At 68.9% G+C, this 12,140-nt stretch carries 12 protein-coding genes; 5 read left to right on the top strand and 7 right to left on the bottom strand.

Going from position 1 to position 12,140, the window contains the following annotated elements:
- Positions 1-439: 439 nt before the first annotated feature.
- The 3 genes from ASF18_RS11225 to ASF18_RS11215 all read right to left on the bottom strand — a co-directional run bounded on the left by ASF18_RS11225 (position 440) and on the right by ASF18_RS11215 (position 3,150).
- Positions 440-1,897: a PAS domain S-box protein gene (locus ASF18_RS11225; RefSeq protein WP_056271926.1), complete on the bottom strand. Its 1,458-nt coding sequence runs from the start codon at positions 1,895-1,897 to the stop codon at positions 440-442.
- Positions 1,898-2,414: 517 nt separating this feature from the next.
- On the bottom strand, positions 2,415-2,648 hold the full coding sequence (locus ASF18_RS11220; protein WP_056274668.1) for a Flp family type IVb pilin: 234 nt from the start codon (positions 2,646-2,648) through the stop codon (positions 2,415-2,417).
- A 196-nt stretch (positions 2,649-2,844) separates the two neighbouring features.
- Positions 2,845-3,150 (bottom strand): DUF3072 domain-containing protein, encoded by a 306-nt coding sequence (locus ASF18_RS11215; RefSeq protein ID WP_056351607.1) that lies wholly within the window; start codon positions 3,148-3,150, stop codon positions 2,845-2,847.
- 287 nt (positions 3,151-3,437) lie between these two features.
- Here ASF18_RS11215 and ASF18_RS11210 point away from each other — a divergent pair, with 287 nt between their 5' ends.
- The 4 genes from ASF18_RS11210 to ASF18_RS11195 all read left to right on the top strand — a co-directional run bounded on the left by ASF18_RS11210 (position 3,438) and on the right by ASF18_RS11195 (position 6,392).
- Entirely contained in the window at positions 3,438-3,947 is a 510-nt protein-coding gene (locus ASF18_RS11210; protein WP_056213644.1) for a MarR family transcriptional regulator, read from the top strand.
- The gene (locus ASF18_RS11205; protein ID WP_056213646.1) at positions 3,947-4,669 is read left to right on the top strand and encodes a response regulator; all 723 of its coding nucleotides are present in this window, start codon (positions 3,947-3,949) and stop codon (positions 4,667-4,669) included. Before ASF18_RS11210 ends, ASF18_RS11205 begins: the two co-directional genes overlap by 1 nt.
- A gap of 4 nt (positions 4,670-4,673) precedes the next feature.
- Entirely contained in the window at positions 4,674-6,065 is a 1,392-nt protein-coding gene (locus tag ASF18_RS11200) for an ATP-binding protein (RefSeq protein WP_056351604.1), read from the top strand.
- Positions 6,066-6,197: 132 nt separating this feature from the next.
- Complete coding sequence (locus tag ASF18_RS11195; RefSeq protein ID WP_056213650.1) at positions 6,198-6,392, top strand: hypothetical protein; 195 nt, start codon at positions 6,198-6,200, stop codon at positions 6,390-6,392.
- Positions 6,393-6,474: 82 nt separating this feature from the next.
- Here ASF18_RS11195 and ASF18_RS11190 read toward each other — a convergent pair whose 3' ends face one another.
- Entirely contained in the window at positions 6,475-9,618 is a 3,144-nt protein-coding gene (locus tag ASF18_RS11190; RefSeq protein WP_056351601.1) for an efflux RND transporter permease subunit, read from the bottom strand.
- 12 nt (positions 9,619-9,630) lie between these two features.
- Positions 9,631-10,854, bottom strand: coding sequence for an efflux RND transporter periplasmic adaptor subunit (locus tag ASF18_RS11185; RefSeq protein WP_056351599.1), 1,224 nt, complete (start codon positions 10,852-10,854; stop codon positions 9,631-9,633).
- 188 nt (positions 10,855-11,042) lie between these two features.
- Here ASF18_RS11185 and ASF18_RS24255 point away from each other — a divergent pair, with 188 nt between their 5' ends.
- Positions 11,043-11,216 carry a hypothetical protein gene (locus ASF18_RS24255; protein WP_181259671.1) on the top strand — a complete coding sequence of 58 codons (174 nt, stop codon included), beginning with the start codon at positions 11,043-11,045 and terminating at the stop codon, positions 11,214-11,216.
- A gap of 60 nt (positions 11,217-11,276) precedes the next feature.
- Here the strand turns inward: ASF18_RS24255 and ASF18_RS24710 are convergent, their stop codons facing one another.
- Positions 11,277-11,687, bottom strand: coding sequence for a Crp/Fnr family transcriptional regulator (locus ASF18_RS24710; RefSeq protein WP_244472665.1), 411 nt, complete (start codon positions 11,685-11,687; stop codon positions 11,277-11,279).
- Positions 11,579-11,833 carry a hypothetical protein gene (locus ASF18_RS24705; RefSeq protein ID WP_244472670.1) on the bottom strand — a complete coding sequence of 85 codons (255 nt, stop codon included), beginning with the start codon at positions 11,831-11,833 and terminating at the stop codon, positions 11,579-11,581. The genes ASF18_RS24710 and ASF18_RS24705 overlap by 109 nt, the downstream gene beginning before the upstream one ends.
- Positions 11,834-12,140: the final 307 nt, after the last annotated feature.

Raw genomic sequence — 12,140 nt, 5'->3', positions numbered from 1 at the left:
CCGAGCTCCTTGGCGGCGCCCGTGATGCGATCCGTGTCGACCATGATGGTTGTCCTTGCTGTGCGCGCTTCGTGGCGCGGCGTTGTGGGCGTGTTGACGGAGAGAGCGGCGAAGAACGCCGTCTCCGATCTCGCGGAGGCTGACGCCGGTCCGATCCCGGCCTGGTGTCGGTTCGGGTAGGGTTCCCCCTCCCGATCTGCCGTTCGCCGATCCGTTCGCCGCCGGTCGCCCTGACCCAGCGCCGGTGGGCGTCGGGCTCCGGCAGAGCGCAGGCTGGCGATCTGGGAGCGGTCATGTCGAAGCTCCCGGCTGGATGGGCACCGATCCGGCGGACGGTGAAGTTCGGCGGTGGAACCCTCGCCCCGTCGTCCCTGGTTCGTGAGATGGCCCCTTGAACTGCCGCTTCAATAGTGAAAATGTACCGGTAATCCAGGTTTTTTTACCCGGACGACGCTGTCGGGAAGCCGTTGTTACGGCCCCAGACGATGGCCTCGGAACGCTTGTGCACGTCGAGCTTCCGGTAGAGGGCCGCCGCGTGGTTGCGCACGGTGTTCTTGGACAGGTTCAGTCGTTTGGCGATGACCTCGTCCGAGAGCCCGGCGCAGATCAGGTCCAGGATCTGGCGCTCGCGCACCGTCATGTTGGGCGAGACCGCATCCTGATGGCCCGCGCCGGGCTGGCGCAGGTGGGCCAGCTTCTCGATCAGTCCGCGGCTGAACCAAGAGGTGTCGGCCATCACCGCCTCGATCGCCTCGAACAGCTCACGCTCGCTCCGCTTGCGCTCAGTGATGTCCTGCAGCACCAGGAGGACGAAGGCCTCCGCGCCGATCTCGACCCGCTCGGCCGAGACCAGGCAATCAAGGTTACTCCCGTCCTCATGACGCAGGCAGACCTCCAGTCCCATCACGCAGCCGGTGCGCGCCAGGGCCGTCTCGAAACGGTCGCGCTGCGGCTCTGAGACCCAAAGGTCGAGATCGGCCGGCGTGCGGCCGGTGACCGTCTCAGAACCGAAGCCGAAGACGCGGCTGAAGGCCTCGTTCACGCCGGTGATCGCCAGACCTTCAGCGCGGGCCAGCAGGGTTGGCACGGGGGTGAGGCGGAACGCCTTGGCGAAGCGCTCCTCGCTCTGGCGCAGGGCGGTCTCGGCCTTGCGCCGCAGTTCGAGGTCGGCGAAGGTGAAGAGCATGCAGCGCTCGTCGCCGAGTTCCATCGGTTGCCCGGCCACGATGACGAAGCGGGTGCCGCCGTCGGGCAGGTCGAGGCAAGCTTCCATCTGCGGGATGGTGCCGCCGCTGTTGAGACGATCGATCGCCAGGTCCCGGTTGCGGGCATTGGCCAGGACGTCGACCTCGTAGACGCTGCGGCCGATGACGGCCTCGCGGGTGAAGCCGGTCATCTCCAGGAAGCCGAGGTTGACCTTGACGAAGCGCAGGTCCGCGAGCCGGCAGATCACGGCGGGCGCGGGATTGGCGTTGAAGGTCGCCTCGAAGCGCGCCTCGGCCTCGAACTGGTCGGAGACGTCCTTGAGGATAAGGGCGAGGCAGCTCGGCTGGCCCTCGCGGTCGGTCGCAACCAGGCTGCGCAGCGAGTGGACGAAGTCGGCATCGGGTCGGTCGGTGCGCGTGACCTCGACGATGACGTCGTGGAAACGCTCGCCCGAGACGACGCGCTCCATCGGATACTGGTTGAGGGCATGGTTGTTGCGGTAGCGCAGGGCGAAGCGCTCGCGGTAGGCATCCACCGTTCCGCCGAGTTCCTCAAGGCTCTCGGCCCCATGCATGGCCAGCGCCGCCGCATTGGCGTAGGCGATGGTCTGGTCGGGCTCGACCAGGATCACGCCCTCGCTCAGTCCGGCCACGATCTGCTGGAGTTCATGCCTGTCGACGCCGAGTGTCACCGGGACTCCCATCCGCTCAAATCAAGTCCCGCCGTAACCGGCCTCCGTGACGGCGAGTTCCGATGAAGCCTAGCGAATATCTGGTATATCCGGATTATTGACGTGAACGTGAACGATCATCCGGCGCCAGGGTGACCGCAATCGACGTCCGAAGGCTGACCATGACAATGGCGCCGGGGTGCCACCCGTTTGCGCGATCGATGCGCGAGGGCCGGTCGCTGCGTCGGCGCCGGGAAGGAGCGAAAGGTCGTCATTGCCGCCGCGACGAAACGGGCCCGGTGGGGCTCGCCGTTCAGCCGAAGCGTGGGCGGCGTCGCGGCGCGCGTCCGCCGTCCTGTTTCGCGAAGCGGGGGCGGACGGCGTCCCGGGGACCGCCGGCTTCCGGCCCGGTGTTCTACGTGGAGGCAGCGCCGGGGATCGTTCGGACTGCGGAGCGGTCGCGGACCGAACGCGTCCGAGACTGGGTCACATCCGCCGAATGGTCACGCGGATGCACGGCGACGAAACAGGCTCGGACTCAGGATGACCGGTTGAGGGCAGCGCCGATATAGTTGTACATCGCGGTCGTCTGGTCGGCGAAGTACCGCATCGCGGTCACGATCGCCAGAAAGACCATGGCCATGATCAAGCCGTACTCGAGGGCCGTCGATCCGGACCTGTCTTCGAGGAAGCGGCGGGCCAGGATCTGCAGATCGTGCCGCGCCGGAAATCTCCGCCGACCCCTGGCCTGTTCGCAATCCAGTTCGGTCATGGCCCCAGGGAATCTTTCGCGGACGTCAATCGTGGGAAACGTTACGCGACCTTCCTTGCGGAGGACTTAAACGGATCGTCGAAGTCCGGACTTGAGCCGATGCGACGGGCCGGGCGCGTCGGCCCCCGGTCCGTCTTTCACGCTTGCCCGACCCGTCCAGGCCATCGGATCGAGCCGGCCGGCCCCGCGGCGACGGTCAGGCCTTGCCAGATTCCTTGCGCAGGGCATCGATCCGCTGGGATGCCTCGGCCTTGTCGAGATCGGGGTCGAACGCGTCCGGGTCCTTCGCCTCTTCGGACAAGGTCTTGAGGTAGGACGCTTGCGCGCCGGTCATCGGCTCGCCGCCGGTGGTCCACTCGCTCGGATCCTTGATCTGGTTCGAGACATCCTTCGGATCGGTCTTGGGGTTCTCGTGAGCTTTCGAAGCGTCAGACTTGGACGTGCCGGACTTCGATGAGTCGGACTTGGATGCCTGGGTCTTGTTCGCCTGGGTGCCGGCCATGTTCGGATCCTCTGGTTCACGAAATGTTCTAGTGAACGCGAGGCTCAACGGCGGGTTCCTGCGCCTGCGCCCGATAAGGCCTGTCGTCCCGTGGTCATCTGTCTCACGGGTTCGCGCGGTTCGGATACGTAGGCGGTTCTCGCGATCGGCTGTTCTCATTGGGGGAACGGGACTCGGCGTGCCGTCACGCGTCCTCCGATCCCAGGCTTGACGGGTCGCGTCCGGGCTGGAACATGTCAACAACGCTGACGTACATCGAGGTCGCCCGAGACGTGACTGCCCACGCGATGCGAGATGCCGACGCCGACGCGCCGCTGCCGTCCTCCGGTTCCGGCGATGATCTCATCGAGCTTCTGTTCTTTGCCTACCGGGATTTCGTCGGCGACCCCGACCGCATCCTGGCCCAGTACGGCTTCGGCCGGGCCCATCACCGGGTGCTGCACTTCGTCGACCGCTATCCGGGTCTTACGATCGCCGAACTCCTGGATATCCTGCGCATCACCAAGCAGAGCCTGAATCGGGTGCTGAAGGATTTGATCGAGCAGGGCTACATCGCGCAGAAAACCGGCACCAGCGACCGGCGCCAGCGGCTGCTGTTCTGCACCGCGGCCGGGGCGGACCTCGCCGGCGACCTCATGCGGGTCCAGAGCCGGCGGGTGGCGCGCGCCCTCGCGGCATCGGAGCGCGGCGGCGAGGCTCCCCTCTCCGCCGAGAGCTTCCTCTTCGGCATGATCGAACCCGACGCGCGCGCGGCCGTGCAGCGCCTGATGTCCCGGCGCGCCGGCAAGGCCGCCTGATGGCCACGCCCGGGGCGCGCCCGACCGCCGATCTTCCCGACCATGCGCCGCACGTCCTGGTGGTCGACGACGATCGCCGGGTACGGGAACTGCTGTCGCGTTTTCTCTACGAGCAGGGCTTCCGCGTCACCGCGGCCGGGAACGTGCCCGAGGCCCGCACCAAGGCGCAGTGCTTCGTCTTCGATGCCCTGGTGCTCGATGTGATGATGCCCGGCGAGAGCGGTTTCGATTATGCCCGGGAAGTCCGCCAGACCTCGCGCGTGCCGATCCTGATGCTGACCGCGCGCTCGAATCCCAACGACCGGGTCATGGGTCTGGAGATCGGCGCCGACGACTATCTGCCCAAGCCCTTCGAGCCGCGCGAGCTGATCCTGCGCCTGTCGAACATCATCAAGCGGCGCAACGAGGCCGGCGGCCGTGCCCAGAGCCACGACACCGTGACCTTCGGACCCTTCGCCTACCGGATCGACCGGGGCGAATTGCGCCGCGCGGACGAGCTGATCCGGATCACCGAGCGCGAGCGCGAGATCCTCACCCTCCTGGCCCAGGCCGCCGGCGGCAACGTGGAACGGGAGGCCCTGGCCGGAAGCGGCGGCCTCGCCGCCGAGCGCAGCATCGACGTGCAGATCAACCGCCTGCGCCGGAAGACCGAGGTCGATCCGGCCAATCCCCTGTTCCTGCAGACGGTGCGGGGCGTGGGTTACCGCCTCGCGGTCGACTGAGCCCATGGCCGGCACCGGCCTGCTCCAGCGCACGGCGACCCGCCTCGCTGCCCTGCCCCGGCCACGGCGGATGTGGCGGATCGTCAGCCGCGCCATCGGTGACCTGCTGCCCAAGGGCCTCTATGCCCGATCGCTCATCATCATCATCGCGCCGGTGGTGCTGCTCCAGTCGGTGATCGCCTACACCTTCATGGAGCGCCACTGGCAGCTCGTGACGCGCCGCCTTTCCTCCGCCGTCACCGCCGACGTCGCCGCGCTGATCGACATCTACGAGAGCTACCCGCAGGACAAGGATTCCGAGACCCTCACCCGGATCGCCAACGACCGGCTCAACCTCGACGTCGACATCCTGAAGGGGGCCAAGCTCCCCCCGGCGGGGCCGCGGCCCTTCTTCTCGATCCTGGACGAGGCCCTGTCCGAGGAGATCCGGCGCCAGATCCGCCGGCCCTACTGGATCGACACCGTGGGCCGCTCCAGCCTCATCGAGATCCGGGTCGCAATTCCCGACGGCGTGATGCGCGTCACCGCCCGGCGCAGCATGGCCTACGCCTCGAATTCGCACATCTTCCTCCTGTGGATGAGCGGCTCGTCCCTGGTGCTGCTCGGCGTCGCGATCCTGTTCCTGCGCAACCAGATCAAGCCGATCCTGCGGCTGGCCGCCGTCGCCGAGAGCTTCGGCAAGGGCCGTGAGATCGAGTTCCGGCCCCGCGGGGCCCGCGAGGTGCGCCAGGCCGGCCACGCCTTCATCGAGATGAAGCGGCGCATCGAGCGGGCGATGGAGCAGCGCACGACGATGCTCAACGGGGTCAGCCACGACCTGCGCACCATCATCACGCGGTTCAAGCTCTCCCTCGCCCTGGTCGAGCAGACCCCCGAGGTCGAGGACCTGCAGCGCGACGTCGACGAGATGAGCCGCATGCTGGAGGCCTACCTCGCCTTCGCCCGGGGCGATTCGGGCGAGGTGGCGGTGCCCACCGACATGCGCGCGCTTCTGGAGGACCTGCGCACCGACGTCGAGCGCCTCGGCGCCCATGTGGAGGCGGTGGACCTCGAGGACCATCCGCGGCTGACCCTGCGGCCGGATGCCATGCGGCGCTGCCTGTTCAACCTCGCGGCCAACGCGGCCCGCTACGGCGAGACCGTCGCGATCACGGGGCGGCGCGAGGCGAGGGCCTTCCTGGTCTCCATCGACGACGACGGCCCGGGCATCCCGCCCGATCGGCGCGAGGAGGTGTTCAAGCCCTTCGTGCGCCTCGACGATGCGCGCCAGGATGCGGGCGGCTCCGGCCTCGGGCTCTCCATCGCCCGCGACATCGCCCGGGCCCATGGCGGCGACGTCAGCCTACATGACAGCCCGCTCGGGGGCCTGCGCGCCACGGTGCGGATCCCGGCCTGATCCGGGCTCATCGACCGCAGGAAAGCGTGGCCGATCCAGCTTGGCGCCGGGTGCGGGGCGATGCTATGAGAGGCGCAGCAAACGCCACAGGGACCGGTGAACCGGGTCCGACAGAGGTTGAGAGACCCGCCCATGAACAGCCCGCTGACCCCCCTCCTGATCCTCCTGCTCCTGCCGATCACCGCCATCTGCGCCGTGCTCTACACGGATGCGGGCATCGAGCCGGCGCTGTTCTACGCCACCGTGAAGACCTTCGTGGTGCTCTTCATCGTCGCTGGCGGCCTCTGCTTCGCCGCGAGCCGCCTGGCCGCCCGCAGCGAGGGCTGAGCGCGCGCGAGCCCAGGACCGCCGACGAAAAGGCCCGGACCGAAAGGTCCGGGCCTTTTCGTTTGGCCCCCCTGCTGCCGGCCTATTCGGCCGCGATGCGCGGCGGCAGGATCGGCTTCGGGTCGTTGGCCGAATGGGTCGGCGGCCGCGCGAACGCGCCCTCCGTCGGCTCGTCCACGCGTCCGACGAAGCGGCCGAAGACCCGCACGAAGAGGCGCGACAGGTCGTCCACCAGGACGAAGATCGCCGGCACGAAGACCAGCGACAGGCCCGTGGAGACGATCAGGCCACCGATGACCGCGATCGCCATGGGCGCGCGGAACTCGCCGCCGATGCCCAGCGCCATGGCGGAGGGCACCATGCCGGCCGCCATGGCGATGGTGGTCATCACGATCGGCCGGGCGCGCTTGCGGCCGGCATCGATGATCGCGGTGGCACGGTCGACGCCGCGGGCCATCTGCTCGACGGCGAAATCCACCAGCATGATGGCGTTCTTGGTCACGACGCCCATCAGCATCAGGATGCCGATCACCACCGGCATCGAGATCGGCTTGTTGAAGATCAGGAGGCCGAGGATCGCGCCGCCGATGGAGAGCGGCAGCGAGAACAGGATGGTCAGCGGCTGCAGAAAGTTCCCGAACAGCAGCACCAGCACGCCGAACACCATCATTAGGCCGGCGCCCATGGCGAGGGCGAAGCCCTCGAAGACCTCGCCCATCACCTCGGCGTCGCCCGTCTGGCGAATGGTGACGCCGGGCGGGAGGTCCTTGGCGGTGGGCAGGGCGAGGACGGCGCCGATCAGGGCGCCGAGGGCGTCCGAGCCCTCCATGTCCGCCTCCAGGGCGACCCGGATGGCCCGGTCGTAGCGGTCGATGGCTGTGGGGCCGCGCCCGAGGCTGAGATCGGCCACGGTAGAGAGCGGCACGGCCGCGCCGCCCTTGACCGGGACCTTCAGCGTTTCGAGCTGCGAGAGGTCGCCGCGCAGGCGCTCCGGCAGCTGCACCCGGATCGGCACCTGGCGGTCGATGGTGTTGAACTTGGCCAGATTCGCGCCGATGTCGCCGATCGTGCCGACCCGCACGGTCTCGGCGATGAGGTCGGTCGTGACGCCGAGATCGGCCGCGACCCCGGCCTTCGGGCGGATGCGGATCTCGGTGCGGTCCAAGGGGGCCGTCGAGAGCACGTTGACCAAGTGGGGTACGCCCGCGGCCTCGCGCTGGAGCTTGGCCGCCGTCTCCGCCACCACCGCCTTGTCGGGGCCGGACACGATCAGGGTCACGTCGCGCTGGCCGCCCTCGCGCAGGGCCCAGAATCGGATGTCGGGCACGTCGTGTAGGATCGCCCGGATGGCGATGTCCACCTGCTTCTGGGTGCGATGGCGGGTGTTCTTCGGCGTGAGATTGATGGTGAAGGTCGCGAGCCGGACTTCCTTCTTCCCGGGCAGCTGCCGGCCGCCGTCGACGAAGACGCTGCGCACCTCCGGCAGGGCGCGGATGCGCTCCACGAGGGCGTCCGTCACCTGCGTGGTGTCGGCGAGGCGAGCCCCCGGCGGCAGTTCCACCACGAAGATGGTGCGGGCGGCGTCCTCCGCGGGGAGAAAGCCCGCCGGCAGCAGCCCGGTGGACAGGATCGACCCGGCGAAGCAGGCGAGCCCGAGCACCAGGGTGATGAACTTGTGGCGCACCGACCAGGCGACCACGCGGGTGTAGCCTCGCATCACCGGGCCCTCGCGGGTGTGATCGGGGCCGTGATCGCGCAGGAAATAGGCGGCGAGCAGGGGCGTGATCAGGCGGGCCACCAGGAGCGACATGAACACCGCCGCCGCGATGGTGAGCCCGAACTGCTTGAAGTACTGCCCGGCGATGCCGCTCATGAAGGAGACGGGGGCGAAGATCGCCATGATCGTCGCCGTGATGGCGATGACGGCGAGGCCGATCTCGTCGGCGGCCTCCAGGGCGGCGCGGTAGGGGGATTTCCCCATGCGCATGTGCCGGACGATGTTCTCGATCTCCACGATGGCGTCGTCGACGAGGATGCCGGTGACCAGCGTGATGGCGAGCAGGCTGACGGCGTTCAGGGAGAAGCCGAGGCTGCTCATCACCCAGAAGGTCGGCAGCACCGAGAGCGGCAGGGCGATCGAGGCGATCAGGGTGGCACGCCAGTCCCGCAGGAACAGGAAGACCACGACGACCGCCAGGGCGGCCCCCTCCACGAGGGACAGCATCGCCGAGTGGTAATTGCCCACCGTGTTGGTGACCGAGGTGTCGATCAGGTCGAAGCGCACACCGGGATGGCGGGTGCCGAGTTCGGCGATGCGCTTGGCGACGCCGACGGCGACCTCCGCGTCGCTGGCACCGGTGGAGCGCGAGATCGCGAAGGCCACCACGGGCTCGCCGTTGAAGCGCGCGAAGGTGCGCGGCTCCTCCGAGCCGTCCACCAGGGTGGCGAGTTCGTCGAGGCGGACCTTGCGCCCGCCGGGGACGACGATCGAGGTTTCCGCCAGGGTGTCGAGGCTGGCCGCCCCGGCCAGGGTCCGGATGGACTGCTCCTGCCCGCCGAGTTCGCCGCGCCCGCCCGCCATGTCGGCGGCGGTCAGGCGCAGCTGCCGGTTCACGTCCGCGGCCGTGATCCCCAGCGCCAGCAGGCGGTCGGGCTTGAGGGTCACGCGGACCTCGCGGGCGACGCCGCCGAGGCGCTCGACGCCCCCGACGCCCTTCACGCTCTGCACCTGCCGGGCGATGACGTCGTCGATGAGCCATGACAGGTCTTCCGGCGTCATCGCCGGCGCCGAGGCGCCGTAGATCATGATCGGCAGGCCCGCGATCTCGACGCGGTTGATGATCGGCTCCTCGATGGTGCGGGGCAGGTTCACCCGCACTTTCGAGATGGCATCCTTGACGTCGTTGACCGCCCGGTCGCTGTTCACCTCCAGGCGAAATTCGATCGTGGTGCTGGAGACGCCCTCGGAGATCGTCGAGATGACGTGCTTGACGCCCTTCACCCCCGCCACCGCATCCTCGACGACCTTGGTCACCTGGGTCTGCAGCTCCGAGGGCGCGGCCCCGGATTGCAGCACCTGGACGGAGACGATGGGGATGTCGATGTTCGGAAAGCGCGTGATCGGCAGCGCGCGGAAGCTGACCAGTCCGAGGACCACCAGCACCAGGAAGAGGACGAGGGAGGGGATCGGCTTGCGGATCGCCCAGGCCGAGATGTTCAGGCGCATGGGATCGTCCGATCAGCGGGAGGCGGCATCGGCCGCCTTGATGGGTGGAACCACGGGCCGGACGCGATCGCCGTCGCGCAGGAAGCTGCTGGCACGGGCCACCACCACCTCGCCCGCCTTCACGCCGGAGCGGACCTCCAGGACGCCGTCGGCGGCGAGGCCGGGCACGATCCGGCGGGCCTCGACGCGGTCGCCGGCGACGATGAAGACGCTCGCGCCGCCATCGGCGCCGTAGAGCACCGCCGAGAGCGGCACCGCGACGCCGGTGCGGCGTGCGACCTCGACCTTGCCACGGGCGAAGGCGCCGATGCGCAGGCTCGGATCGGGATCGAGGCCGATGCGGATGCGTCCGAGGCGCGTCGTACGATCGATCTCCGGATCGATGCGCCGCACCCGCCCCTTCAGGGTCCGCCCCTCGTCCCAGTCCAGGCGGGCCGGATCACCGACGTGGAGCCGCGGCATCCATACCTCCGGCACCTCGCCCTCGAGTTCGATCTCGCCCCGGGCGATCAGGCGGAACATCGGCTCCCCGGCGGCGGTCGCGGTGGCCCCCACCCGGGCGGTGCGCCGGCTGACGATCCCCGCCTCGGGGGCGCGGATCTCGGTTCGGGCACGCCGCAACGCGATCTCGGCGCCCTGGGCCCGCGCGGTGGCCAGATCGGCCTCGGCCAGCTGAAGTCCGCCCCGGGCGGCCGCGAGCCGGCCCTCGTTGCCCTGGGCGGCGGAGACGCGCTGCTCCAGGGTCACGGCCGTGGCATTGCCGGTGCGGATCAGGCTGCGCGTGCGCTCCAGAGCAAGGTTCGCCTCGACCTGGGCCGCCTCGGCCTGCACGATCTGGCTCCGGGCCTGGATGATCGCGGCCTGAGCCTTGGCGATGCCGGCGGCGTTGGCCGCCTCCTGGGTCACGATCATCTCGAGGGAGAGCCGCGCCAGGGGCTGGCCCCGGGCGACTCCGGCGCCCTCCTCCACCAGCAGGTCGGTGATGCGAAGGCCCTCGATCTCGGGCGCCACCAGGATCTCGTCGCGGGGCACCAGCGTGCCGGTCACGACAGCGAACTCCACGATCTCGCGGGCGACGGCCGATGCCACCGTCACGGCGGGTGCGACGGCGGCCGGATCGGGAACCGCCGCCGGCTCCGCGGCGCGGGCGACGGGGGCGAGCGACGCGGCGCCGGCCAGCACCGCGAGGGCGAAACGAAACCGGTGTCCGAACGGCACGGGCCGAGGGGGGCGCATGGCAGGGCACTCGACGCGGGTGGGAAGTACGGGCTTGCGGGGCGAGACCGGCAAATTCATGGCACACCTCTCGGGCGACGTCCGCGTCGCCGGGACATCGACCCCGCTCGGTGCGAGGATCGGCAACATTTTGCCTGCCGTCACGTTAGGACAATCGTAGACCTTTTCCGGTCGAGGGTTAACGAACCATGAGCATCTTCGAGGTCCGTCAGCAGTCGAATGGCGCCGTTCTCTGGACCGGCAGCGCGCTCGACGAAGTATCCGCTCTCGATGCGATGGCGCGCGAAGCCGGTTACATCGACTTTCAGGCGCTTCCCGAGGAGATCCGCGCGGCTCACCCGGTCGCCCGTCCGATCGCGTAAGGCGTTTCGGGGCCCGTTTGGCGAGAGATCCTTGACCCGGGTCGCCGACCGGCATGCGCCCTAGCGGGACGTCATGGGATCCAGCGACAGGTAACGGGGATCGAAGCCGGCCAGGCTCGTCAGCCGCTGGACGTTCCGGATCGTCAGGATGCGCGAGCGCAGCTCGATCAACCCCTGGCGCTTCAGATCCTGAAGCGTGCGATTGACGTGCACGCTCGCGAGGCCGGTCGCATCCGCCAGATCGAGCTGGGACACCGGAAGATCGTAGCCGTCGCCCCGCGCCAGTCCGACGGCCCGCAGGCGCATCAGCAATTCGAGAAACAGATGTGCGATCCGCTCAATGGCCGAGCGGGAGCCGAGATTCACGATCCACTCGCGCAGGATCGCGTCGTCCACGAGGTTCGCCCGACGCAGGGTCGTGACCAGCGTGGCCTGCTCCCGGACGAGGTTCCCGAGGGGCGCGAAACCCATGCGCGTGAAGCGGCAGGCCGAAAGGCTCGTGATCGCGTGGTCCCGGCGGTCGAGCAGGCCGGTATCGAGATGCAGAAATCACCCGGGACCAAATAGGCGAGGATCTGCCGGGTTCCGTTGGCCCGCAGCTTGCACCGGCAGGCCATGCCTTCGAGGAGCACATGGACGCCGTCGGGACGCTCACCCTCCCGCACGATCTCCATGCGCGGTCCGACGAGCGTGATGGCTCCACAGAGCCGCGTCAGGATCGCGCGATCTTCGGTCGATACCGGCCCGAACCGCTCCAGCTTCCGGATCAGCGGAATCATCACATCGTCGTCATCGTGCAGGGTTAGGCGATGCGGCAAATCCGGATTGGAGTGCGACGCCGTCATCGACACCGCTCCGGTGCCTGTCGCCGCGCGCGATCGCACCCTCTCGCGTTCACCCAACCCGTCACGGTGTCGTACCCCT

It is taken from the genome of Methylobacterium sp. Leaf89, from assembly GCF_001422215.1.
Classification (GTDB): domain Bacteria; phylum Pseudomonadota; class Alphaproteobacteria; order Rhizobiales; family Beijerinckiaceae; genus Methylobacterium.
This window is presented reverse-complemented; position numbering and strand designations above follow the sequence as displayed.

What these genes read in the sequence shown, in the direction of transcription:
- ASF18_RS11220 (WP_056274668.1), bottom strand. Translation starts at nt 2,648, where the DNA reads ATGACCGAACTGGATTGCGAACAGGCCAGGGGTCGGCGGAGATTTCCG.
- ASF18_RS11215 (WP_056351607.1), bottom strand. Translation starts at nt 3,150, where the DNA reads ATGGCCGGCACCCAGGCGAACAAGACCCAGGCATCCAAGTCCGACTCA.
- ASF18_RS11210 (WP_056213644.1), top strand. Translation starts at nt 3,438, where the DNA reads ATGCGAGATGCCGACGCCGACGCGCCGCTGCCGTCCTCCGGTTCCGGC.
- ASF18_RS11205 (WP_056213646.1), top strand. Translation starts at nt 3,947, where the DNA reads ATGGCCACGCCCGGGGCGCGCCCGACCGCCGATCTTCCCGACCATGCG.
- ASF18_RS11200 (WP_056351604.1), top strand. Translation starts at nt 4,674, where the DNA reads ATGGCCGGCACCGGCCTGCTCCAGCGCACGGCGACCCGCCTCGCTGCC.
- ASF18_RS11195 (WP_056213650.1), top strand. Translation starts at nt 6,198, where the DNA reads ATGAACAGCCCGCTGACCCCCCTCCTGATCCTCCTGCTCCTGCCGATC.
- ASF18_RS11190 (WP_056351601.1), bottom strand. Translation starts at nt 9,618, where the DNA reads ATGCGCCTGAACATCTCGGCCTGGGCGATCCGCAAGCCGATCCCCTCC.
- ASF18_RS11185 (WP_056351599.1), bottom strand. Translation starts at nt 10,854, where the DNA reads ATGCGCCCCCCTCGGCCCGTGCCGTTCGGACACCGGTTTCGTTTCGCC.
- ASF18_RS24255 (WP_181259671.1), top strand. Translation starts at nt 11,043, where the DNA reads ATGAGCATCTTCGAGGTCCGTCAGCAGTCGAATGGCGCCGTTCTCTGG.
- ASF18_RS24710 (WP_244472665.1), bottom strand. Translation starts at nt 11,687, where the DNA reads ATGGGTTTCGCGCCCCTCGGGAACCTCGTCCGGGAGCAGGCCACGCTG.
- ASF18_RS24705 (WP_244472670.1), bottom strand. Translation starts at nt 11,833, where the DNA reads ATGGCCTGCCGGTGCAAGCTGCGGGCCAACGGAACCCGGCAGATCCTC.